This window comes from Pseudomonas sp. LAIL14HWK12:I10 (assembly GCF_900184205.1).
Taxonomy (GTDB): Bacteria; Pseudomonadota; Gammaproteobacteria; order Pseudomonadales; family Pseudomonadaceae; genus Aquipseudomonas; species Aquipseudomonas kermanshahensis.
The window spans coordinates 191,058-215,137 of record NZ_FXWU01000004.1 but is presented as its reverse complement, the minus strand read 5'-3'; the positions used below and the strand labels follow the sequence as shown (position 1 = coordinate 215,137).

At 62.4% G+C, this 24,080-nt stretch carries 21 protein-coding genes; 20 read left to right on the top strand and 1 reads right to left on the bottom strand.

Annotated elements, in window-relative coordinates:
• Positions 1-56: 56 nt before the first annotated feature.
• The 15 genes from bamA (at position 57) to ispD (ending at position 18,637) form a co-directional block, all read left to right on the top strand.
• A complete protein-coding gene (gene bamA, locus QOS90_RS11135; protein ID WP_027595799.1) occupies positions 57-2,420 on the top strand; it encodes an outer membrane protein assembly factor BamA in 2,364 nt (787 codons plus the stop codon).
• A 44-nt stretch (positions 2,421-2,464) separates the two neighbouring features.
• Positions 2,465-2,968, top strand: a complete 504-nt coding sequence (locus QOS90_RS11130) for an OmpH/Skp family outer membrane protein (RefSeq protein ID WP_027595800.1) — start codon at positions 2,465-2,467, stop codon at positions 2,966-2,968.
• Position 2,969: 1 nt separating this feature from the next.
• Positions 2,970-4,025, top strand: coding sequence for a UDP-3-O-(3-hydroxymyristoyl)glucosamine N-acyltransferase (gene lpxD / locus QOS90_RS11125; RefSeq protein WP_027595801.1), 1,056 nt, complete (start codon positions 2,970-2,972; stop codon positions 4,023-4,025).
• A gap of 113 nt (positions 4,026-4,138) precedes the next feature.
• Positions 4,139-4,579, top strand: a complete 441-nt coding sequence (gene fabZ, locus QOS90_RS11120) for a 3-hydroxyacyl-ACP dehydratase FabZ (RefSeq protein ID WP_003252314.1) — start codon at positions 4,139-4,141, stop codon at positions 4,577-4,579.
• Complete coding sequence (gene lpxA / locus QOS90_RS11115) at positions 4,576-5,352, top strand: acyl-ACP--UDP-N-acetylglucosamine O-acyltransferase (protein ID WP_085272746.1); 777 nt, start codon at positions 4,576-4,578, stop codon at positions 5,350-5,352. Before fabZ ends, lpxA begins: the two co-directional genes overlap by 4 nt.
• A gap of 1 nt (position 5,353) precedes the next feature.
• A complete protein-coding gene (gene lpxB, locus QOS90_RS11110) occupies positions 5,354-6,481 on the top strand; it encodes a lipid-A-disaccharide synthase (RefSeq protein ID WP_085272747.1) in 1,128 nt (375 codons plus the stop codon).
• 1 nt (position 6,482) lies between these two features.
• Positions 6,483-7,106, top strand: coding sequence for a ribonuclease HII (gene rnhB, locus QOS90_RS11105; RefSeq protein WP_085272748.1), 624 nt, complete (start codon positions 6,483-6,485; stop codon positions 7,104-7,106).
• 187 nt (positions 7,107-7,293) lie between these two features.
• Positions 7,294-10,818: a DNA polymerase III subunit alpha gene (gene dnaE / locus QOS90_RS11100; protein WP_085272749.1), complete on the top strand. Its 3,525-nt coding sequence runs from the start codon at positions 7,294-7,296 to the stop codon at positions 10,816-10,818.
• A gap of 105 nt (positions 10,819-10,923) precedes the next feature.
• A complete protein-coding gene (locus QOS90_RS11095; protein WP_027595806.1) occupies positions 10,924-11,871 on the top strand; it encodes an acetyl-CoA carboxylase carboxyltransferase subunit alpha in 948 nt (315 codons plus the stop codon).
• Positions 11,872-12,008: 137 nt separating this feature from the next.
• On the top strand, positions 12,009-13,292 hold the full coding sequence (tilS, locus tag QOS90_RS11090; protein ID WP_027595807.1) for a tRNA lysidine(34) synthetase TilS: 1,284 nt from the start codon (positions 12,009-12,011) through the stop codon (positions 13,290-13,292).
• 268 nt (positions 13,293-13,560) lie between these two features.
• Positions 13,561-15,189, top strand: coding sequence for a CTP synthase (pyrG, locus tag QOS90_RS11085; RefSeq protein ID WP_027595808.1), 1,629 nt, complete (start codon positions 13,561-13,563; stop codon positions 15,187-15,189).
• A gap of 3 nt (positions 15,190-15,192) precedes the next feature.
• Entirely contained in the window at positions 15,193-16,038 is an 846-nt protein-coding gene (kdsA, locus tag QOS90_RS11080) for a 3-deoxy-8-phosphooctulonate synthase (RefSeq protein WP_027595809.1), read from the top strand.
• Between the two features lie 154 nt (positions 16,039-16,192).
• On the top strand, positions 16,193-17,482 hold the full coding sequence (gene eno, locus QOS90_RS11075) for a phosphopyruvate hydratase (RefSeq protein WP_027595810.1): 1,290 nt from the start codon (positions 16,193-16,195) through the stop codon (positions 17,480-17,482).
• Positions 17,483-17,651: 169 nt separating this feature from the next.
• Positions 17,652-17,933, top strand: a complete 282-nt coding sequence (gene ftsB / locus QOS90_RS11070) for a cell division protein FtsB (protein ID WP_004375443.1) — start codon at positions 17,652-17,654, stop codon at positions 17,931-17,933.
• A complete protein-coding gene (gene ispD, locus QOS90_RS11065; RefSeq protein WP_027595811.1) occupies positions 17,930-18,637 on the top strand; it encodes a 2-C-methyl-D-erythritol 4-phosphate cytidylyltransferase in 708 nt (235 codons plus the stop codon). Before ftsB ends, ispD begins: the two co-directional genes overlap by 4 nt.
• A 116-nt stretch (positions 18,638-18,753) precedes the next feature.
• Here the strand turns inward: ispD and QOS90_RS11060 are convergent, their stop codons facing one another.
• Positions 18,754-19,650 carry a LysR substrate-binding domain-containing protein gene (locus tag QOS90_RS11060; protein WP_027595812.1) on the bottom strand — a complete coding sequence of 299 codons (897 nt, stop codon included), beginning with the start codon at positions 19,648-19,650 and terminating at the stop codon, positions 18,754-18,756.
• A gap of 107 nt (positions 19,651-19,757) precedes the next feature.
• Between QOS90_RS11060 and QOS90_RS11055 the strand changes: the two genes are divergently transcribed.
• The 5 genes from QOS90_RS11055 to surE all read left to right on the top strand — a co-directional run bounded on the left by QOS90_RS11055 (position 19,758) and on the right by surE (position 24,064).
• On the top strand, positions 19,758-20,870 hold the full coding sequence (locus tag QOS90_RS11055) for an S-(hydroxymethyl)glutathione dehydrogenase/class III alcohol dehydrogenase (protein ID WP_027595813.1): 1,113 nt from the start codon (positions 19,758-19,760) through the stop codon (positions 20,868-20,870).
• An 8-nt stretch (positions 20,871-20,878) separates the two neighbouring features.
• Positions 20,879-21,733 (top strand): S-formylglutathione hydrolase, encoded by an 855-nt coding sequence (fghA, locus tag QOS90_RS11050; protein WP_027595814.1) that lies wholly within the window; start codon positions 20,879-20,881, stop codon positions 21,731-21,733.
• A 65-nt stretch (positions 21,734-21,798) separates the two neighbouring features.
• Entirely contained in the window at positions 21,799-22,272 is a 474-nt protein-coding gene (ispF, locus tag QOS90_RS11045; RefSeq protein WP_027595815.1) for a 2-C-methyl-D-erythritol 2,4-cyclodiphosphate synthase, read from the top strand.
• Positions 22,269-23,327 (top strand): tRNA pseudouridine(13) synthase TruD, encoded by a 1,059-nt coding sequence (gene truD / locus QOS90_RS11040; RefSeq protein WP_085272750.1) that lies wholly within the window; start codon positions 22,269-22,271, stop codon positions 23,325-23,327. Before ispF ends, truD begins: the two co-directional genes overlap by 4 nt.
• On the top strand, positions 23,315-24,064 hold the full coding sequence (gene surE / locus QOS90_RS11035) for a 5'/3'-nucleotidase SurE (RefSeq protein ID WP_027595817.1): 750 nt from the start codon (positions 23,315-23,317) through the stop codon (positions 24,062-24,064). Before truD ends, surE begins: the two co-directional genes overlap by 13 nt.
• The last annotated feature ends 16 nt before the right edge of the window (positions 24,065-24,080 follow it).

Here is a 24,080-nt window from a genome sequence, read left to right as displayed (position 1 = left end):
AACCTGCCGCCACTTCGCGGCGGGTTGTTTATTGCCAGTTGGAATAAAAGGACTTCATGAAACGTCTGCTGCTAACTGCGGTCCTCTCCGCACTGATGATCGCTGAAGTTCACGCCGAGTCCTTCACCATCTCCGATATTCGTGTCAACGGCCTGCAGCGGGTTTCCGCCGGCAGCGTCTTCGGTGCCTTGCCGCTCAACGTCGGCGATCAGGCCGATGATCGGCGCCTGGTGGATTCGACCCGTTCCCTGTTCAAGACTGGCTTCTTCCAAGACATCCAGCTGAGCCGCGATGGCAATGTCCTGATCATCAACGTGGTCGAGCGCCCGTCGGTTTCCAGCATCGAGATCGAAGGCAACAAGGCGATCAGCACCGAAGACCTGATGAAGGGTCTGAAGCAGTCTGGCCTGGCCGAAGGTGAAATCTTCCAGCGCGCCACCCTTGAAGGTGTGCGTAACGAGCTGCAGCGCCAGTACGTGGCCCAGGGCCGCTACTCGGCCGAGGTCGACGCCGAAGTCGTGCCGCAGCCGCGCAACCGCGTCGCGCTGAAAATCAAGATCAACGAAGGCACCGTCGCGGCCATTCAGCACATCAACGTGGTGGGCAACAACGTCTTCGACGACGAAGAGCTGTCGCAGCTGTTCGAGCTGAAAACCACCAACTGGCTGTCGTTCTTCAAGAACGACGACAAGTACGCCCGTGAAAAACTCTCCGGTGACCTGGAGCGTCTGCGTTCCTACTACCTGGACCGCGGCTACATCAACATGGATATCGCCTCTACCCAGGTATCCATCACGCCAGACAAGAAACACGTCTACATCACCGTCAACATCAACGAAGGCGAGAAGTACACCGTCCGTGACGTGAAGCTCTCCGGTGACCTCAAGGTGCCGGAAGACCAGGTCAAGTCGCTGCTGCTGGTGCAGCCGGGCCAGGTATTCTCGCGCAAGGTGATGACCACCACGTCCGAGCTGATCACCCGTCGTCTGGGTAACGAAGGCTACACCTTCGCCAACGTCAACGGCGTGCCACAGCCGAACGACCAGGACCACACCGTCGATATCATGTTCGTGGTCGACCCGGGCAAGCGTGCCTACGTCAACCGCATCAACTACCGCGGCAACACCAAGACCGAAGACGAAGTGCTGCGTCGCGAAATGCGCCAGATGGAAGGCGGCTGGGCGTCGACTTACCTGATCGACCAATCCAAGACCCGTCTGGAACGCCTGGGCTTCTTCAAGGAAGTCAACGTCGAGACCCCGCCGGTGCCTGGCACCGATGACCAGGTCGACGTCAACTACAGCGTCGAGGAACAAGCGTCCGGCTCCATTACGGCGTCGGTCGGTTTCGCCCAGAGCGCCGGTCTGATCCTGGGTGGTTCGATCAGCCAGAGCAACTTCCTGGGTACCGGTAACAAGGTCTCCATCGGCCTGACCCGTTCCGAATACCAGACCCGCTACAACTTCGGCTTCGTGGACCCCTACTTCACGGCTGACGGTGTCAGCCTGGGTTACAACGCCTTCTACCGCAGCACCGACTACGACGACCTCGATGTCGACGTTGCCAGCTATGCGGTCGACAGCCTGGGCGCCGGTGTCAGCCTGGGTTACCCGATCAGCGAAACCTCGCGCCTGACCTATGGCCTGAGCGTTCAGCAGGACAAGATCAAGACCGGTAAATACACCGTTGACGAGATCTTCGACTTCCTCGATCAAGAGGGTGACAACTTCCTGAACTTCAAGGCGTCGATCGGCTGGTCCGAATCGACCTTGAACAAAGGCGTGCTGGCGACTCGTGGTCACTCGCAAAGCCTGACCCTGGAATCGACCATTCCGGGCAGCGACCTGTCGTTCTACAAGCTCGACTACCGCGGCCAGCTGTTCAAGCCAATCAACAACGACTACACCCTGCGCCTGCACACTGAACTGGGCTATGGTGATGGCTACGGCAGCACCTCGGGCCTGCCGTTCTACGAGAACTACTACGCGGGCGGCTTCAACTCTGTCCGTGGCTTCAAGGACAGCAGCCTGGGCCCACGCAGTACGCCTAGCCGTGGTGAAGGCAACCCGGGTGGCAAACCGGGTACCATCGCCGACCCGGATCAGGATCCGCTGCCGTTCGGTGGCAACGTGTTGGTCCAGGGTGGTGTCGAACTGCTGTTCCCACTGCCGTTCGTCAAGGACCAGCGTTCGCTGCGCACGTCGGTATTCTGGGACGTGGGTAACGTGTTCGATACCAACTGCGGCAGCAAGCCAGATTGCGAGAAGGTCGGTTTCTCGGGTATGGCCAGTTCGGTGGGTCTGGGTGTGACCTGGATCACTGCACTGGGCCCGTTGAGCTTCAGCCTGGCGATGCCGGTCAAGAAGCCGGACGATGCCGATACCCAGGTGTTCCAATTCTCTCTGGGCCAGACCTTCTAAGGTCGGCCCTTGCATAACGACAACGGTTTATCCAGGAGTGCATCGTGCGTAAGTTGACTCAACTGGCCATTTTGGCCGCGGCGCTGGTCGCCACCCCGGCTTTCGCCGAAATGAAGGTTGCCGTCCTGAACTATCAGATGGCCCTGCTGGAATCGGATGCCGCCAAGAAGTATGCGGTTGATGCAGAGAAAAAATTCGGCCCGCAACTGACCAAGCTGAAGAGCCTGGAAAGCAGCGCCAAGGGCATCCAGGACCGCCTGATCAAAGGTGGCGACAAGATGCAGCAGCAGGAGCGTGAGCGCCTGGAGCTCGAGTTCAAGCAAAAGGCCCGTGACTTCCAGTTCCAGTCCAAGGAACTGAACGAAGCCAAGGCCGTTGCTGACCGTGACATGCTCAAGCAACTCAAGCCGAAGCTGGACGGCGCTGTCGAGGAAGTGATCAAGAAGGGCGGTTTCGACCTGGTTCTCGAGCGTGGCGCGGTCATCGATGTCAAACCTCAGTACGACATCACCCGCCAAGTCATCGAGCGCATGAACCAAGCCCGTTGATATGACCTTGAACATGACGCTTGGCCAGTTGGCCGAAGCCCTCGGCGCCACCCTCAAGGGGCCCGAGGCGCTGCAGATTACCGGGCTGGCCACCTTGCAGGAGGCCGGCCCCGGTCAATTGAGCTTCCTCGCCAACCCGCAGTACCGCAAATTCCTGGATAACAGCCAGGCGGCAGCGGTGCTACTCAAGGCTGCGGATGCTGAAGGCTTTGCTGGCAATGCACTGATCGTCGCTGATCCGTACTTGGCCTATGCGCGCATTTCCCACCTGTTCGATCCCAAGCCCAAGGCTGTGGCGGGAATTCATCCCAGCGCCGTAGTGGCTGAAGATGCCCAGGTGGATGCCAGTGCGAGCATCGGCCCGTTCGTCGTCATCGAAAGTGGTGCGCAGGTTGCTGCCAATGTCAGCATCGGTGCCCACTGCGTGGTCGGTGCTCGTTGCGTTATCGGTGAGGGCGGCTGGCTGGCGCCACGGGTCACCCTGTACCATGACGTGACCATCGGCAAGCGTGTGGTGATCCAGTCTGGCGCAGTGATCGGTGGCGAGGGCTTCGGCTTCGCCAACGAGAAGGGCGTATGGCGCAAGATTGCCCAGATCGGCGGCGTGACCATCGGCGATGATGTAGAAATCGGCGTAAACACGGCAATCGACCGTGGTGCGCTGTCGGACACGCGCATTGCCGACGGGGTCAAGCTCGACAACCAGATCCAGATCGCCCATAACGTTCAGATCGGTGAGCACACGGCCATGGCCGCTTGTGTCGGGATTTCCGGCAGCACGCGCATTGGCAAGCATTGCACCATTGCTGGCGGTGTCGGCATGGTGGGTCATATTGATGTCTGTGATAACGTTTTCGTGTCCGGGATGACCATGGTGACCCGATCGATCACCGAACCGGGTGCCTATTCTTCCGGCACAGCCATGCAGCCATTGGCTGACTGGCGCAAGAGCGCCGCGCGTATCCGCCACCTGGACGACATGGCCAAGCGTCTCCAGCAGGTGGAAAAGCGCATCGATACCGTGACCTCAGGTGGCCAGCCGGCATCAGAAGGCTGATACCATTCCCTGAGCAAGAGTGAACAGACGCTAGCTGGCTCCTCTTTGGACTGCAAAAGGAGCGCGTGGTCAGCACCTGCGCTCCCTATTCTTATTACAGGCTTCCCCCCGAAATGATGGACATCAACGAGATTCGCGAATACCTGCCTCACCGTTACCCGTTCCTGCTGGTGGACCGCGTGACGGATCTGGACTTCGAGGCCCAGAGCATTCGTGCCTACAAGAATGTCAGCATCAACGAGCCGTTCTTCAATGGCCACTTCCCGGCCCACCCGATCATGCCGGGCGTTCTGATCATCGAGGCCATGGCCCAGGCGGCCGGCATCCTCGGTTTCAAGATGCTCGATGCCAAGCCGGCAGATGGCACCCTGTACTACTTTGTCGGGTCCGACAAATTGCGTTTCCGTCAGCCGGTATTGCCGGGTGACCAGCTTGTGCTGGAAGCCAAGTTCCTCAGCCGCAAGAGCATGATCTGGAAATTCGAGTGCCGCGCCCTGGTCGACGGCAAGCCTGTCTGCTCGGCAGAAATCACCTGCGCGGAACGCTCCCTATGAATTTGATTGATCCTCGGGCCATCATCGACCCGTCGGCCAAGCTGGCCGACGGTGTCGAGGTGGGCCCCTGGTCGATCGTTGGCCCTGATGTCGAAATCGGGGAGGGCACCGTCATTGGCCCGCATGTGGTGCTCAAGGGGCCGACCCGTATCGGCAAGCACAACCGCATCTACCAGTTTTCCTCGATCGGCGAAGACACCCCTGACCTCAAGTACAAGGGTGAGCCGACGCGCCTGGTGATCGGTGATCACAATGTGTTCCGCGAAGGTGTGACCATTCACCGCGGTACCGTTCAGGACCGTGCAGAAACCACCGTCGGCGATCACAACCTGATCATGGCCTACGCCCACATCGGTCACGACAGTGTCATCGGCAATCATTGCATTCTGGTGAACAACACCGCGTTGGCGGGGCATGTTCATGTGGGTGACTGGGCAATTCTGTCCGGGTACACCCTGGTGCACCAGTACTGCCATATCGGTGCACATGCGTTTTCCGGCATGGGCACGGCGATCGGCAAAGACGTACCGGCCTTCGTCACGGTGTTCGGCAGCCCAGCCGAAGCGCGCAGCATGAACTTCGAAGGCATGCGCCGTCGGGGTTTCAGCGACGAGGTTATTCATATCCTGCGTCGTTGCTACAAGATCGTCTACCGTCAGGGCCTGACCGTCGAAGACGCGATCAAGGCGCTGGCCGAACTGGCAGCCCTGCACCCTGAGGTCGATCTGTTCCGTCAGTCGATCCAGAATTCTGCCCGCGGCATCACCCGCTAACATGGCCCAGCTTTGCGTAGCCCTGGTCGCGGGTGAGGCCAGCGGCGATATTCTCGGGTCTGGCTTGATGCGCGCCCTCAAGGCGCGCCATCCCGACGTACGCTTCATCGGCGTTGGCGGCCCCTTGATGGAAGCCGAAGGCCTGCAATCCTACTTCCCCATGGAACGTCTGGCGGTCATGGGCCTGGTCGAGGTACTGGGACGACTGCGTGAGCTGCTCAAGCGCCGCAAGTTGTTGATCCAGACCCTCATCGCCGAAAAGCCCGATGTGTTCATCGGCATCGATGCCCCGGATTTCACCCTCAACATTGAATTGAAACTGCGTCAGGCCGGTATCAAGACCGTGCACTACGTCAGCCCGTCCGTATGGGCGTGGCGGCAGAAGCGCGTGCTGAAAATCCGCGAAGGCTGCGACCTGATGCTGACGCTGTTGCCGTTCGAAGCCCGGTTCTATGAGGAGCAGGGGGTGCCGGTGCGCTTCGTCGGCCACCCACTGGCCGATACCATTCCGCTCGAGGCCGACCGACTGGCAGCACGCGCTGCGCTTGGCCTGGGCCCAGGCCCGGTGGTCGCGTTGATGCCTGGCAGCCGCGGTGGCGAAGTCGGGCGCCTGGGGGCGCTGTTCCTCGATGCCGCCGAGCGCTTGCGCGAACGAGTACCGGGTGTGCGCTTCGTGCTGCCCTGCGCCAACGCCGCACGGCGTGCCCAGGTCGAGCAGATGCTCGAAGGGCGCGCGCTGCCGCTGACCCTGCTCGACGGCCAGTCGCACCAGGCCCTGGCGGCCTGCGATGCGGTGCTTATCGCGTCGGGTACCGCCACCCTGGAGGCACTGCTGTACAAGCGGCCCATGGTGGTGGCTTATCGCCTGGCGCCGTTGACCTACTGGATTCTCAAGCGCCTGGTCAAAAGCCCATACGTGTCGTTGCCCAACCTGCTGGCCCAGCGCGAGCTGGTGCCTGAACTGCTGCAGGATGACGCCACCAGCGAAGCCCTGGCGCAAACCTTGGCCCCCTTGGTGGCCGATGGCAGCCAGCAGACCGAACGTTTCGACGAGATTCACCGCACCCTGCGCCGGGATGCTTCCAACCAGGCCGCCGAGGCGGTACTGGCCTTGCTCAAGGACCGCTGAGATGCAAATAGGACTGGATTTCAACCTGGTCGAAGACCTGGTCGCCGGGGTCGATGAAGTCGGCCGTGGCCCGTTGTGTGGCGCGGTGGTGACGGCTGCAGTGATCCTCGACCCGGCACGGCCGATCCTCGGCCTCAACGATTCGAAGAAGCTCACCGAAGCCAAGCGCGAGGCGTTGTTCGACGAAATCTGCGAGAAGGCGCTGAGCTTTTGCATTGCCCGCGCCGAGGTCGAAGAAATCGACCGCCTGAACATTCTTCAGGCCACCATGCTGGCCATGCAGCGTGCGGTCGAGGGGCTGCATGTCACGCCCAAGCTGGCACTAATCGACGGCAACCGCTGCCCCAAGCTGGCGGTACCTGCTGCGCCGGTCGTCAAAGGCGACAGCCAGGTACCGGCCATCGCGGCTGCGTCGATCCTGGCCAAGGTGACCCGTGATCGGGAGATGAGTGCGTTCGAGCTGATCTACCCCGGTTACGGCATCGGTGGGCACAAGGGTTATCCGACGCCGGTGCACCTTGAAGCCCTGGCACGGCTTGGGCCTACGCCCATTCATCGACGCTCCTTTGCGCCTGTGCGGGCGGCCTGGGAGGCCCGTGAGGGTGTTGTTGACTCCTTGATTTAGCCTAATTGGGGCCGCTGTGCGGCCCATTCGCGGGCGAGCCCGCTCCCACAGGGCGCGCACAGTATTCAAGCTGGGTGCAGAACCTGTGGGAGCGGGCTTGCCCCGCGAATGGGCTGCACAGCAGCCCCAAAATCCCCCCGCTTTTACGCTACAATCCCGCCCTTGTCGTTCTGCTACAGGATCACCCATGTCGGTTCCCTTCGTTCACCTTCGCGTGCACTCCGAATTCTCGCTGGTCGACGGCCTGGTGCGGATCAAACCGCTGGCCAAGGCACTGGCGGGGATGAACATGCCGGCGGTGGCGATCACCGACCAGAGCAACATGTGCTCGCTGGTGAAGTTCTACAAGACAGCCATGGGCGCCGGGATCAAGCCGATCTGTGGTGCCGACCTGTGGCTGGCCGGGCCCGACCCGGAAGCTCCATTGTCGCGCATCTGCTTCCTGGCGATGAACCCCCAGGGCTACCGCAACCTCACCGAGCTGATTTCGCGCGGTTGGGTCGAAGGCCAGCGCAATGGCCTGGTGATTTTGCAGCGCGAGTGGATCGCCCCCGCCAGCGAAGGCCTGATCGCTTTGTCCGCTGGCAAGGAAGGCGACATTGGCGCCGCGCTGCTCTCTGGTCGGGTTGAAGAGGCCGAAGCGCTGTTGCGCGACTGGCTGGGCATGTTCCCCGAGCGCTTCTACGTTGAAGTGCAGCGCACCAACCGTGCCCGCGACGAAGAATACGTACACGCTGCTGTGGCCCTGGCCGACAAGGTCGGCGCGCCGCTGGTGGCGACCAACGATGTGCGCTTCATCAAGCAGGCCGACTACGATGCCCACGAAACCCGTGTCTGCATCGGCGAGGGCTGGACCCTGGACGACCCGCGTCGCCCTCGCAACTACAGCGACCAGCAGTACCTCAAGAGCGCGGACGAAATGGCCGAGCTGTTCAGCGACTTGCCCGACGCCATCGCCAACACTGTCGAGATCGCCAAGCGCTGCAACATCCAGGTTCAATTGGGCAAGCACTTCCTGCCCGATTTCCCGACCCCCAATGGCATGGGCATCGACGATTACCTGCGCCATGTTTCCCATGAAGGCCTGGAGGAGCGCCTGGCGGTGCTCTGGCCCAAAGAGACCACGCCAAACTATGAGGAAAAGCGCCAGGTCTACCTGGATCGCCTGAAGTTCGAGCTGGATATCATCATCCAGATGGGCTTCCCCGGTTACTTCCTAATCGTTATGGACTTCATCAAGTGGGCCAAGAACAACGGCGTGCCGGTCGGCCCAGGCCGAGGCTCGGGTGCCGGTTCGCTGGTCGCCTACGTGTTGAAGATCACCGACCTCGACCCGCTGGCCTATGACCTGCTGTTCGAGCGCTTCCTCAACCCTGAACGGGTATCCATGCCCGACTTCGACGTCGACTTCTGCATGGATGGCCGTGACCGGGTCATCGAATACGTGGCCGATGCTTACGGGCGCAACGCGGTCAGCCAGATCATCACCTTCGGCACCATGGCCGCCAAGGCGGTGGTGCGCGACGTGGCGCGGGTGCAGGGCAAGTCCTACGGCCTGGCCGATCGCCTGTCGAAGATGATCCCCTTCGAAGTCGGCATGACCCTGGAAAAAGCCTATGAGCAGGAAGAGATCCTGCGCGACTTCCTCAAGGGCGACGAAGATGCCCGCGAGATCTGGGAGATGGCCCTCAAGCTCGAGGGTGTCACGCGGGGTACCGGCAAGCACGCCGGTGGTGTGGTCATCGCCCCGACCAAGCTCACCGACTTCTCGCCGATCGCCTGTGACGAAGAGGGCGGCGGCCTGGTAACCCAGTTCGACAAGGACGATGTCGAGGCCGCCGGGCTAGTCAAGTTCGACTTCCTTGGCCTGCGTACGCTTACCATCATCAAGTGGGCGATGGAGACGATCAACCGCGAGCAGGCCAAGCAGAACCTGCCGGACTTGAACATCGACTTCATTCCGCTGGATGACCGCAAGACCTACGAGTTGCTGCAAAAAGCCGAGACCACGGCGGTGTTCCAGCTCGAATCGCGCGGCATGAAGGAGCTGATCAAGAAGCTCAAGCCAGACTGCCTGGAAGACCTCATCGCATTGGTGGCGCTGTTCCGCCCAGGCCCGCTGCAGTCGGGCATGGTGGACGACTTCATCAACCGCAAGCACGGCCGCGCCGAGCTGGCCTACCCGCACCCGGACTACCAGTATGACGGCCTGCAGCCGGTATTGGCGCCGACCTACGGCATCATCCTGTACCAAGAGCAGGTGATGCAGATTGCCCAGGTCATGGCCGGCTATACCCTGGGCGGTGCCGACATGCTGCGGCGGGCCATGGGTAAGAAAAAGCCCGAAGAGATGGCCAAGCAGCGCGGCGGCTTCATCGAAGGTTGCGCGAACAACGGCATCGATGGCGATCTGGCAGGTAACATCTTTGACCTGGTAGAGAAATTCGCTGGTTACGGCTTCAACAAATCTCACTCTGCCGCCTATGGCCTGGTGTCCTACCAGACCGCCTGGCTGAAAACCCACTACCCGGCGCCGTTCATGGCCGCGGTACTGTCGGCGGACATGCACAACACCGACAAGGTGGTGGTGCTGATCGAGGAAGTGCGCAGCATGAAGCTGCGCCTCGATGCGCCCGATGTGAACACCTCCGATTTCAAGTTCACCGTCAATGACGATGGCCGTATCGTCTATGGCCTGGGTGCGATCAAGGGTGTGGGCGAGGGGCCGGTGGAAGCCATCGTCGAAGTGCGTGCGCAGGGCGGCCCGTTCAAGGACCTGTTCGATTTCTGCGAACGCGTTGACCTCAAGCGCGTCAACAAGCGCACCCTCGATGCGTTGATCCGCAGTGGTGCACTGGACCGTCTGGGCCCGTACTTCCATGACGAGATCAAGGCCTACCAGGCCAACATCGACCGTAACCGTGCAACCTTGCTGGCGGCGCTGGAAGAGGCGATCAAGTCGGCCGAGCAGACCGCACGTACTGCCGACAGCGGCCACGTCGACCTGTTTGGCGGCTTGTTCGTCGAGGCAGACTCGGACGTCTATGCCAACCACCGCAAGGTCCGCGAGCTGACCCTCAAAGAGCGCCTCAAAGGCGAGAAGGACACGCTGGGCCTGTACCTGACCGGTCACCCGATCGACGAGTACGAAAGCGAGATTCGCCGTTTTGCCCGGCAGCGCATCATCGACCTGAAGCCGTCCCGTGAGTCTCAGACGATCGCCGGCATGATCATTGCGTTGCGGGTCATGAAGAACAAGAAGGGTGACAAGATGGGCTTCGTCACCCTCGATGACCGCTCGGGGCGCATCGAGGCGTCGCTGTTTGCCGACTCCTTCATGGCTGCCCAGTCACTGCTGCAGAACGACGCCATGGTCGTGGTCGAAGGGGAGGTCAGTAACGATGACTTCTCGGGCGGCCTGCGCCTGCGGGTGAAGCAGGTAATGACCATGGAAGACGCGCGTACGCGCCTGGCCGAAAGCCTGCGCTTGAAAGTCGCCCATGACGCGCTCAAGGGCGACCGCCTGAACTGGCTGGGTGAGCTGATCACCCGTCACCGCGGCGGCTGCCCGATTACCCTGGAATACACCGGCAGTGACGCCAAGGCCATGCTGCAGTTTGCCGATGAGTGGTCAATCGACCCGGCTGACGGCCTGATTCAGGCACTGCGTGACCAGTTCGGACGTGAGAACGTCTTCCTGCAATATCGTTGAATCGACGAATTTTAATCTCGACCTGAATGCGCCCGATCCCTTAAGGTAGGGCGCCAAACGGATCAACCGGCCGGCCGCCTGGCCGTAGACCCAAGACGGATGCCTATGAACCCGAATTTCCTCGATTTCGAACAGCCGATTGCCGACCTGCAAGCCAAGATCGAAGGCCTGCGCCTGGTGGGTAACGACAACTCGCTGAACATCAGCGATGAAATTGCCCGTCTGCAAGACAAGAGCAATACCCTGACCGAAAGCATCTTCGGCAACCTGACCAGCTGGCAGATCGCCCGCCTGGCGCGTCACCCGCGTCGTCCTTACACCTTGGACTACCTGCAGCACATCTTCACTGAATTCGAAGAGTTGCACGGTGACCGCCATTTCTCCGATGATGCCGCGATCGTGGGCGGTACCGCCCGCCTGGATGGCAAGGCAGTGATGGTCATCGGCCACCAGAAGGGCCGCGAAGTCCGTGAGAAGGTACGCCGCAACTTCGGCATGCCGCGCCCTGAGGGCTACCGTAAGGCGTGCCGCCTGATGGAAATGGCCGAGCGCTTCAAGATGCCGATCCTGACGTTCATCGACACCCCAGGTGCCTACCCGGGTATCGACGCCGAAGAGCGCAACCAGAGCGAGGCGATTGCCTGGAACCTGCGTGTCATGGCGCGCCTGAAGACGCCAATCATCGCCACCGTGATCGGTGAGGGGGGTTCTGGCGGTGCACTGGCCATTGGTGTGTGCGACCAGCTGAACATGCTGCAGTACTCCACCTACTCGGTGATTTCGCCGGAAGGCTGCGCCTCGATCCTGTGGAAGACCGCCGACAAGGCTGCCGATGCCGCCGAGGCCATGGGTATCACGGCCGAACGCCTGAAGAGCCTGAACATCGTCGACAAGGTCATCTCGGAGCCGCTGGGCGGCGCCCACCGTGACCCGGCTGCCATGTCTGAAAGCATCCGTGCCGACCTGGTGCAGCAGCTGGACATGCTGGGCAAGCTCGACAATGACGCGCTGCTGGCACGCCGTTACGAGCGCCTGATGAGCTACGGTCTCTGATACACCCCGGGGCCGCTCTGCGGCCCATTCGCGGGCAAGCCCGCTCCTACAGATTGCCCGGTCCCCTGTAGGAGCGACCTTGCGTCGCGAAAGGGGTGCAAAGCGCCCCCGGCGATTCCGAACCGAGTGAGGCTTCGATGATCAACCTCACCCCCTGGCTCCAAGCCCCCGCCTGGCACATCGCCTTCTCTGGCGGCCTGGACTCCACCGTCCTGCTGCACCTGCTGGCCGATTACGCCCGCACCCACCCCGCGCCCCCGTTGCGCGCCATCCATATCCATCACGGCCTGCAGCCCGCCGCTGACGCGTGGCCAGCCCACTGCAAGCACGTCTGCGCCAACCTCGGCGTCGAACTTCGTGTGATCCACGTCCAGGTCGCCCCCGGCGCCAGTCTCGAACAGGCGGCCCGCGATGCCCGTTATGCGGCATTCACGAAGGTAGTCGGCCCCGGTGAGGTGCTGTTCACCGGCCAGCACCGCGATGACCAAGCAGAAACCCTGCTATTTCGTTTGCTGCGCGGTGCCGGGCTACGTGGCCTGACCGCGATGCCGGCGCAGCGTCCGCTGGGGCAGGGCAGCCTGGCCAGGCCGTTGCTGGCGATTGCCCGCCAGCAGCTGCACGCGTATGCCCAGGCCCAAGGCCTGACCTGGATCGAAGACCCCTCGAACAGCGACACCGCCTTTGCCCGCAACTATTTGCGCGGCGAAGTGTTCCCGGTGTTGCAGCAGCGTTGGCCGCAAGCCAGTCAGAGCCTTGCCCGTTGCGCAGAGCACCTGGGCGAAGCGCAGGGTTTGCTGGACGAGGTGGCTCAGGCGGATCTGGCCAAGGCCGAGGAGGGGGCTGCCGCTGCATGGGTGGGGCTGGATTCCCTGGCGCTTGCGGTGCTCGCGGCGTTGTCACCCGCTCGTCAGCGCAATGCCCTGCAATACTGGCTCAGCCATCGCACCCGGCTGCCGGATGCGCGCCACTGGGCGGGCTGGGCCGACCTGCGCGATGCCGCAGCCGACGCCCAGCCGACCTGGCGCTTGGCCGACGGCCGGTTGCTGCGCAGCAACGGCCGCATCTGGTGGCTGAGCGGTGACTGGCTGCAGGCGCCGCAAGGCGAATTCGCCTGGGCAGACTCGGCTTGCGAGCTGGCCTTGCCGGGCAACGGCAGCGTTCGGCTGGCTGCGCCCAAGCCCCTGGCGGGCCTGACTGTCCGCTATCGCCAGGGCGGTGAAGTGCTTGAGCTTGCCGGGCGCGGTCGACGCGACCTCAAGCGCCTGCTCAACGAGCTGCAGGTGCCGCCTTTCGTGCGTTCGCGCCTGCCATTGCTGTATCAGGGCGAGCGCTTGCTGGCCGTGGCCAACCTGCCGGCGCTGGGGCAGGCAGATTGCCAACTGCACTGGCAGTTACCGACGAACGCGCAAGGTTTGAGCTGAAGGGTACATTCCGGTAGACTACCCTCCCTTCTTGATACAACTTCTGTGGGTTCCTCGAAAACACAGCAGTTGCCGATTACCACGCAGTTTTTTGCTGGGCTGATTCTGGAAATGACGAGCGAGCTCCATGCCGGGGATACCCTGGTTTGTACAGACGCGGCAGTTTTTCGAGATGCACTGTGATTGACGCAGGTGATCGGGGGCTTCGGCCTTCCTTCGCTTTCTCCGGCGGCGCTGGCCGCCTTAACGCAGACTTCTAGGGTTTTTCATGACGCGCTACATATTCGTCACGGGCGGTGTTGTTTCTTCATTGGGGAAAGGCATTGCCTCGGCTTCCCTGGCGGCCATCCTGGAAGCGCGGGGACTCAAGGTCACCATGCTCAAGCTGGATCCGTACATCAACGTCGATCCTGGCACCATGAGTCCGTTCCAGCACGGTGAAGTCTTCGTCACCCAGGACGGCGCCGAGACTGACCTTGACCTGGGCCACTACGAGCGGTTCATCCGCACGACCATGACCCAGAACAACAACTTCACCACCGGCCGTATCTACGAGCACGTGCTGCGCAAGGAGCGCCGTGGTGACTACCTGGGCGCGACCATCCAGGTCATCCCGCACATAACCGACGAAATCAAACGTCGCATCATCAAGGGCGCCGGCGATGCCGACGTGGCCCTGGTTGAAATCGGCGGTACGGTCGGCGACATCGAGTCGCAGCCGTTCCTCGAGGCCATCCGCCAGCTGCGCGTCGAAGTGGGCTCCAAGCGCGCCATGCTGATGCACCTGACCCTGGTCCCGTACATCGCTACCGCAGGCGAAACCAAGACCAAGCCGACCCAGCACTCGGTCAAGGAGCTGCGCTCCATCGGCCTGCAGCCTGACGTGCTGATCTGCCGCTCCGACCACCCGGTCGATGCCTCGTCGCGCCGCAAGATCGCCCTGTTCACCAACGTTGAAGAGCGTGCGGTCATTTCGCTCGAAGACGTCGACACCATCTACAAGATCCCGGGCGTGTTGCATGCCCAGGGCCTGGATGACTTCGTCACCGAGCGCTTCGGCCTGCAGTGCGACAGCGCCGACCTGTCCGAGTGGGACAAGGTCGTCGATGCCAAGCTCAACCCAGAGCACGAAGTGACCATCGCCATGGTCGGCAAGTACATGGAGCTGCTGGATGCGTACAAGTCGCTGATCGAAGCGATGAGCCACGCCGGCATCACCAACCGTACCAAGGTCAACCTGCGCTACATCGATTCTGAAGACATCGAGAACCAAGGCACCAGCCTGCTCGAAGGCGCCGACGCCATTCTGGTACCGGGCGGTTTCGGCCTGCGCGGTGTCGAAGGCAAGATCACTGCGGTGCAATACGCCCGTGAGAACAAAGTGCCTTACCTGGGTATCTGCCTGGGCATGCAAGTTGCCGTGATCGAGTTCGCCCGTAACGTGATGGGCTGGAAAGACGCCAACTCCACCGAGTTCGACCGCAACAGCGGCCACCCGGTTGTCGGCCTGATCACCGAGTGGGCCGATTCTACCGGCGCCGTCGAGACCCGTACCGAAGCTTCCGACCTGGGCGGCACCATGCGCCTGGGCGCGCAGGACTGCCAGATCGTCTCGGGCTCCAAGGTTCACGATTGCTACGGCAAGGACGTGATCACCGAGCGTCACCGTCACCGCTACGAAGTGAACAACAACCTGCTGCCACAACTGGTCGATGCTGGCCTGGTGGTTTCCGGTCGTTCCGAAGACGGCGCGCTGGTTGAGGTGGTCGAGTCCAAGGACCACCCATGGTTCGTCGCTTGCCAGTTCCACCCAGAGTTCACCTCGACCCCGCGTGACGGCCACCCGCTGTTCAGTGGTTTCGTCAAGGCAGCCCTGGCTCAGAAGAACAAGGCCTGATCAATGACCCAGAAGATCATTCGCGTCGGTAACATCGAGATCGCCAACGACAAGCCGTTCGTCCTGTTCGGCGGCATGAACGTCCTGGAATCCCGTGACCTGGCAATGAAGGTCTGCGAAGAGTACGTGCGGGTCACCGAGAAGCTCGGTATCCCGTATGTGTTCAAGGCCAGCTTCGACAAGGCTAACCGTTCGTCGGTGACGTCCTACCGTGGCCCAGGCATGGAAGAGGGGCTGAAGATCTTCGAGGAGATCAAGCGCACCTTCAACGTGCCGGTGATCACCGACGTGCACGAGCCTTACCAGGCCGAGCCGGTGGCCAAGGTCTGCGACATTATCCAGTTGCCGGCCTTCCTGTCGCGCCAGACTGACCTGGTGGTGGCCATGGCCAAGACCGGCGTGGTGATCAACATCAAGAAGGCCCAGTTCCTCGCGCCCCAGGAGATGCAACACATCCTGGCCAAGTGCGAAGAGGCGGGTAACGACCAGTTGATCCTCTGCGAGCGTGGTTCGAGCTTCGGCTACAACAACCTGGTGGTGGACATGCTCGGCTTCGGCATCATGAAGCAGTTCGAGTACCCGGTCTTCTTCGACGTGACCCATGCCCTGCAGATGCCGGGCGGTCGCTCGGACTCTGCCGGTGGCCGTCGTGCCCAGGTCACCGACCTGGCCAAGGCTGGCATGAGCCAAGGCCTGGCCGGCCTGTTCCTCGAGGCTCACCCTGATCCGGACAATGCCAAGTGCGATGGCCCTTGCGCCTTGCGCCTGGACAAGCTGGAGCCGTTCCTGACCCAGCTCAAGCAACTGGACGAGCTGGTGAAAAGTTTTCCGACGGTAGAAACCGCGTAAAGCTCATTTCTCGGGTAAAGTACCGCCCGTTCTCTCCCTGACCAAACGGTCAGGGAGCGCTTTCATCAGGCCTGCCTGCTGCATACCCCGCCTGATGAAGTGCAAGGATTTCCTAAGCTGCGTTGTTTTCGTCAATTCTGGAGTGCTTACAACAATGGCAAAAATCGTCGACATCAAAGGTCGTGAAGTTCTCGATTCGCGTGGCAACCCCACCGTGGAAGCCGATGTACTGCTCGACAACGGCATCATCGGCAGTGCTTGCGCGCCGTCCGGTGCTTCCACCGGCTCGCGCGAAGCGCTGGAGCTGCGTGATGGCGACAAGAGCCGTTACCTGGGCAAGGGCGTGCTGAAAGCCGTCGCCAACATCAACGGCCCGATTCGCGACCTGCTGCTGGGCAAGGACCCTTCCGACCAGAAGGCTCTGGACCGCGCCATGATCGACCTGGACGGTACCGAGAACAAAGCCAAGCTGGGCGCCAACGCCATCCTGGCTGTTTCCCTGGCTGCCGCCAAGGCCGCTGCCCAGGACCAGGACCTGCCGCTGTACGCGCACATCGCCAACCTGAACGGCACCCCGGGCCAGTACTCGATGCCGGTTCCGATGATGAACATCATCAACGGTGGCGAGCACGCCGACAATAACGTCGACATCCAAGAGTTCATGGTGCAGCCGGTTGGCGCCAAGACCTTCTCCGATGGCCTGCGCATGGGCACCGAAATCTTCCATCACCTGAAGGCTGTACTGAAGGCTCGCGGCCTGAACACTGCCGTCGGTGACGAAGGTGGCTTTGCGCCGAACCTGGCGTCTAACGAAGACGCGCTGGCCGCCATCGCCGAAGCCGTTGAAAAGGCCGGCTACAAGCTGGGCACCGACGTGACACTGGCCCTGGACTGCGCAGCGTCCGAGTTCTATGAAGACGGCAAGTACAACCTGTCTGGCGAAGGCAAGTCGTTCGACGCCGAAGGCTTTGCCGAGTACCTGAAAGGCCTGACCGAGCGCTTCCCGATCATCTCGATCGAAGACGGCTTGGACGAGTCCGACTGGGCTGGCTGGAAGATCCTCACCGACAAGATCGGCGAGAAGGTGCAACTGGTCGGTGACGACCTGTTCGTGACCAACACCAAGATCCTCAAGGAAGGCATCGAGAAGGGCATCGGTAACTCGATCCTGATCAAGTTCAACCAGATCGGCTCGCTGACCGAGACCCTGGAAGCCATCCAGATGGCCAAGGCTGCAGGCTACACCGCGGTGATTTCGCACCGTTCCGGTGAAACCGAAGACTCGACCATTGCCGACCTGGCTGTAGGCACCGCTGCTGGCCAGATCAAGACCGGCTCGCTGTGCCGTTCCGACCGCGTCTCCAAGTACAACCAACTGCTGCGCATCGAAGAGCAACTGGGTGCCAAGGCGGTTTACCGTGGTCGTGCCGAGTTTCGCGGTTAAGCAAGAGATGGTAAAAAGACAGCAGCCGTAGCTGTAGGAGCTTTCGTACTGAATTTTCCTACACTTGCAAAGGGTTTCTGTCGACGAAGCCTGGCCTCGGCCAGGCTTCGTGCTATTCGAGGCCCCGAAGTGAACAGTAAGCGGCGGTCTTTTTAACCTGGATACCTTGATGCGCAGTCCCTATTGGTTGTTCCTCGTTCTGCTTCTGCTGTTGGGTGGCCTGCAGTACCGCCTGTGGGTGGGCAATGGCAGCCTGGCGCAAGTGACCGAGCTCAAGCAGCAGATCGCCGAGCAGCACGCCGAAAACGAGCGTCTGCTTGAGCGTAACCGCGTGCTTGATGCAGAAGTCCTGGAGTTGAAGAAAGGTATGGAGACCGTGGAAGAACGGGCTCGTCATGAATTGGGGATGGTCAAAGAGGGTGAAACCCTCTTCCAGTTGCCGCAAAAATGACTGACACATTACCGGCCTTCTGGGCCGTGATTCCTGCTGCGGGCGTGGGTGCCCGCATGGCTGCCGACCGCCCCAAGCAGTACTTGCAACTGGGTGGGCAGACCCTTCTCGAGCATAGCCTCGACTGTTTTCTTGGCCATCCAACGCTCAAGGGCGTGGTGGTCAGCATTACCGCAGACGACCCTTACTGGCCCGGCCTGCGCTGTGCCAGCGACCCGCGCATCCAGCGCGCGGCGGGCGGTCGCGAGCGTGCCGACTCGGTACTCAATGCGTTGCTGTTGCTGCATGCCCAAGGGGCTTCGGACAGCGACTGGGTGCTGGTGCACGATGCCGCGCGGCCGAACCTGGCGCGCAGTGACCTGGACAAGCTGCTGTCGGAGCTGGCAGATGACCCGGTGGGTGGCCTGTTGGCGGTACCGGCGCGCGATACGTTGAAGCGTGCCGACAGCCATGGCCGGGTGAGCGCTACCGTAGACCGCAGCACCATCTGGCAGGCGTATACGCCGCAGATGTTCCGCCTGGGGGCCTTGCACCGCGCGTTGGCCGAGTGCCTGGTGTCGGATGTGGTGGTCACCGACGAGGCTTCGGCCATCGAGTGGTCCGGCCAGGCGCCGCGGCTGATCGAAGGGCGCAGCGATAACATCAAGGTGACCCGGCCGGAAGACCTTGAGTGGTTGCGCCAGCGCTGGGCGGGGCGCCGCTGACACTGTAATCCTGTGCTGGCCCTTTCGCGGGCAAGCCCGCTCCTACAGGGAATTGCGATCTCTTGTAGGAGCGGCCTTGTGCCGCGAAAGGGCCGCAAAGCGGCCCCAGTGCACTATCAAGCCACACGATACTCCGGCAACCCCGCCAACCCTTCCTTCAGATAATCCACCAGTCGCCTTACCTTCGGCGAAAGATGCCGCTGCTGCGGGTACAACGCCCACACCGCCGTATTCGGCGGCTGATGCCCCTCCAGCAGCGATACCAGTGCCCCCGTGTTCAGGTGCTCCAGCACGTAATAGTCCGGCAACTGGCACAAGCCCATCCCCAGCAACGCGGCGTCGAGCACGGCCTGCCCGCTGTTGCAGCGCCAGTTTCCCTGCACCCGCTGGCTGATCTCGCGGCCATCCTGCTGCAGTGCCCACAAGTCCGAACTGCCAATCAGGCAGTTGTGCCGCGCCAGTTCCGACAGGCTGTGCGGCCGGCCGTAACGCTCCAGATACGCCGGTGAGGCGCACAGGTACATGCGCCGCGGTGCTAGGCGGGCGGCAACCAGCCTGGAGTCGGCAAGCCGGCCGAGGCGAATGGCCAGGTCCATGCCTTCATGCAGCAGGTCCAGCGTGCGGTTGCTCAGTTCCACTTCCACCCTCAACTGCGGGTACAGCGCCATGAAGCGCGTCACCAGCGGCACGATGAAACGCTCGCCATAGGCCACCGCACAGGTCATGCGCAGCAGCCCCTTGGGCTCGCTGGCCAGGTCGCCCATCGCCCGCAGGGCTTCTTCACGGCCATCTTGCAGGCGTTGGCAATGCTGCAGGAAGGTCTGCCCGGCCTCACTCAGGGTGACGCGCCGGGTGCTGCGGTACAGCAGCCGCGTCTGCAGGCGTTCTTCCAGGCGGGCGATCTGCCGGCTGATGTGCGAAGACGATACGCCCAGGCGCTCCGCCGCCGCGGTGAACTGGCCAGACTCGGCCACCGCCACGAATTCGTCGATGCCTTCCCAGCGGCTACTCATTGATTGTCCCTGTGCAGCAATAATGTTTTGTCTTTGCCTGGATTATTCATCAAAACACCCTGAATTACACTGCAAGACTGAATTGACCCCTTGTCTGGAGAACGTTGATGATCAAGTCCCGTGCTGCCGTAGCCTTCGAAGCCAAGAAACCCCTGGAAATCGTCGAAGTGGACGTGGCCATGCCCAAGGCCGGCGAAGTGCTGCTGCGCGTGGTTGCCAGCGGTGTCTGCCATACCGACGCCTACACCCTGTCCGGCGCCGACCCGGAGGGTATCTTCCCGTCGATCCTTGGCCACGAAGGCGGCGCGATCGTCGAGGCAGTGGGCGAGGGCGTGACCTCGGTGGCCGTGGGTGACCATGTGATCCCGCTGTACACCCCTGAGTGCGGCCAGTGCAAATTCTGCCGTTCGGGCAAGACCAACCTGTGCCAGGCCATCCGTGCGACCCAGGGCAAGGGCCTGATGCCAGACGGCACCACGCGCTTCTCTTATAAAGGCCAGCAGCTGTTCCACTACATGGGCACCTCGACCTTCTCCGAGTACACCGTGCTGCCAGAAATCTCCGTGGCCAAGATCCAAAAGGAAGCCCCGCTGGAGAAGGTCTGCCTGCTCGGCTGTGGCGTCACCACCGGTATCGGTGCGGTCATCAACACCGCCAAGGTCCAGCCGGGTGACACCGTGGCCATCTTCGGCCTCGGCGGCATCGGCCTGTCGGCGATCATTGGCGCCGTCAAGGCCAAGGCCTCGCGCATCATCGCCATCGACATCAACCCAGCCAAGTTCGAGATCGCTCGTCAGCTGGGTGCCACCGATTGCATCAACCCGAAAGAATACGACCGCCCGATCCAGGAAGTGATCGTCGACCTCACCGACGGCGGCGTGGACTTCTCCTTCGAGTGCATCGGCAACGTCCAGCTGATGCGTGCGGCCCTAGAATGCTGCCACAAAGGGTGGGGCGAGTCGGTCATCATCGGCGTTGCCGGTGCTGGCCAGGAAATCGCCACCCGTCCGTTCCAGCTGGTCACCGGTCGCGTCTGGCGCGGCTCGGCGTTCGGTGGCGTACGCGGCCGCAGCGAGCTGCCAAGCTATGTCGAAATGGCCGAGAAGGGCGAGATCCCGCTGGACACCTTCATCACCCACACCATGGGCCTGGAAGACATCAACAAGGCCTTCGACCTGATGCATGAAGGCAAGAGCATCCGCAGCGTGATCCACTTCTGAGGTCTGCCATGAGCCTGGACAACATTTCTTGCCAGAAAAGCTTCGGCGGCTGGCACAAGCGGTACCGGCACCCGTCCAAGGTGCTCGGCTGCGACATGGTGTTCGCGGTGTATCTGCCTCCTCAGGCCGAACAGGGGGCCAAGCTGCCGGTGCTGTACTGGCTGAGCGGCCTGACCTGCACCGACGAGAACTTCATGCAGAAGGCCGGCGCCCAGCGCCTGGCCGCCGAGCTTGGGTTGATCATCGTTGCGCCCGACACCAGCCCGCGTGGCGAGCAGGTGCCGGGCGACCCGGATGGCGCCTGGGACTTTGGCCTGGGGGCCGGCTTCTACCTCAATGCCACCCAGCAACCGTGGGCGCAGCACTACCGCATGCATGACTACGTGGTAGAGGAGTTGCCCGCGCTGATCGAGGCGCACTTCCCGGCCTCGGACCAGCGCAGCATCAGTGGCCACTCGATGGGCGGGCATGGCGCATTGGTGTGCGCCTTGCGTAACCCGGGGCGCTACCGTTCGATCTCGGCGTTCTCGCCGATCAGCAACCCGATGGACTGCCCGTGGGGTGAAAAGGCCTTCAGCCGCTACCTGGGCGAGGACCGTGCGCGTTGGCGCGAGTGGGATGCCAGCGTGCTGCTGGCCGAGACACCCGCGGGCAGCTGCCCGCCGTTGCTGGTGGACCAGGGCGACCGTGATGACTTCCTCGAGAAGCAGCTCAAGCCTGAGGCACTGGAGCAGGCCGCGCGCAAAGGGGGGCATGCACTGACCCTGCGCCTGCAGCCTGGCTATGACCATAGCTACTACTTCATCGCCAGCTTCATCGAAGACCACGTGCGCCATCATGCGAAGGCGCTGGGCCGGGTGTAAGGCGCAGCCCCAATACCGCACAAAGCAGGTAGAATCACGCCCTGACTCAATCAGGGCGTTTTTCTATGCGTATTGGCCACGGCTACGATGTGCACCGTTTCTGCGACGGTGATTTCATTACCCTGGGCGGGGTCCGTATCCCCCACAAACACGGCCTCCTGGCCCACTCCGACGGTGACGTGCTGCTGCACGCCCTGAGCGATGCCTTGCTGGGCGCTGCGGCGCTGGGTGATATCGGCAAGCACTTCCCCGACACCGACCCGCAGTTCAAGGGTGCCGATAGCCGTGCCTTGCTGCGTCATGTGGTCGCTATCGTCCAGGCCAAGGGCTGGAAGGTGGGCAATGTCGACGCCACCATCGTTGCCCAGGCGCCGAAGATGGCGCCGCACATCGAGACCATGCGCCAACTGATCGCCGAAGACCTGCAAGCTGAGCTCGACCAGGTCAACGTCAAAGCGACCACCACTGAAAAGCTGGGCTTCACCGGCCGTGAGGAGGGGATTGCCGTGCATGCGGTCGCCCTGTTGCTGCCAGCATGACCGAACTGGAACTGCTGGGCCCGCGTGCATCGGGTGAAGCGCTGGGCACTGCGGTGCTCAAGGCCGTGGCTGAAGACTTCCAGGTCGACGAGGTGCTGGATATCCCGCTGTCGGGCCAGGGTGAGCACCTATGGCTGTGGGTCGAAAAGCGCGAGCTCAACACTGAAGAAGCGGCCCGCCGACTGGCCCGCGCCGCAGGCGTCCCGGCCCGTTCGATCAGCTATGCCGGCCTCAAGGACCGCCAGGCCCTGACCCGTCAGTGGTTCAGCCTGCACCTGCCCGGCAAGGCCGACCCGGACCTGTCGCGTGCCGAGGATGCCAGCCTGCGCGTGCTCAAGCAGGTGCGTCACCAGCGCAAGCTGCAGCGTGGCGCGCATTCGGCCAACGGCTTCACCCTGCGCCTGACGGCCCTGGCGGCTGATCACGCTGCACTGGACGCGCGCCTGGAGGCGCTCAAGCAGCACGGCGTGCCGAACTACTTCGGCAGCCAGCGGTTTGGCCATGGCGGCGGTAATGTCCATGACGCGCTCGACTGGGCGGCCCGGAAGGCACTGCCAGAGCAACGCAATGTGCGTTCGCGTTTGCTTTCCGCAGGGCGCAGCTACCTGTTCAACCAGATTCTCGCCGCCCGTGTTGCCGACGGCAGTTGGGCCCGTGCGCAAGTCGGGGACCTGCTGGCCTTCACCGATAGCCGTAGTTTCTTTCCGGCGACCGAGCAGGAATGTTCCGATCCGCGCTTGGCGATTCTCGACCTGCATCCCACCGGTGCGCTGTGGGGCGAGGGCGAAACCCCCGCCGCAGGCGTCACTGCCGCGTTGGAAAGCGCAGTTGCCGCGCGGCAGCCGGCACTGTGCCATTGGCTGGCCCAGGCGGGCATGGATCACGAACGGCGCATTCTGCGGCTCCCTATTGGCGGCCTGACGTGGCATTATCCCGAGCCTGATATCCTGCAACTGGAATTCGTCCTTCCGGCCGGATGCTTCGCCACCGTGGTGGTGCGCGAAGTCGTGGATCTGGTGCCGGTAGGGCAGACGGACAGCCCATGCGTATTCTGATTTCGAACGACGACGGTGTTACCGCACCTGGCCTCGCCGCGCTGCACGCTGCGCTGGTGGATTATGCCGAGTGTGTGGTAATCGCCCCGGAGCAAGACAAGAGCGGCGCCAGCAGTTCGCTGACGCTGGACCGGCCGCTGCATCCGCAGACCCTGGCCAACGGTTTCATCAGCCTCAATGGCACGCCGACCGATTGCGTGCACCTGGGGCTCAATGGCCTGTTGCCGCAGACCCCAGACATGGTGGTGTCGGGGATCAACCTGGGCGCGAACCTGGGCGACGACGTGCTGTATTCGGGCACCGTCGCCGCTGCGTTGGAAGGCCGCTTCCTGGGCAACACGTCGCTGGCGTTTTCGTTGCTCTCGCGCCAGCCGGACAACCTGCCCACGGCGGCGTACATCGCCCGCCGGCTGGTGGAGGCGCAGTCGCGTCTCACACTGCCGCCGCGCACCGTGCTCAACGTCAATATCCCCAACCTGCCGCTGGAGCACATCCGCGGCATCCAGCTGACCCGCCTCGGTCACCGGGCGCGGGCGGCGGCGCCGACCAAGGTGGTCAACCCGCGCGGCAAGGAGGGGTACTGGATTGCCGTGGCCGGCGATGCCGAAGACGGTGGCCCGGGCACGGACTTCCACGCGGTGATGCAAGGTTATGTATCGATCACACCGCTGCAGCTTGACCGCACCTTCAACGATGCTTTCGAACAGCTCGACGGTTGGCTGGAGGGCCTGCTCTGATGCGTGAGGACGATAT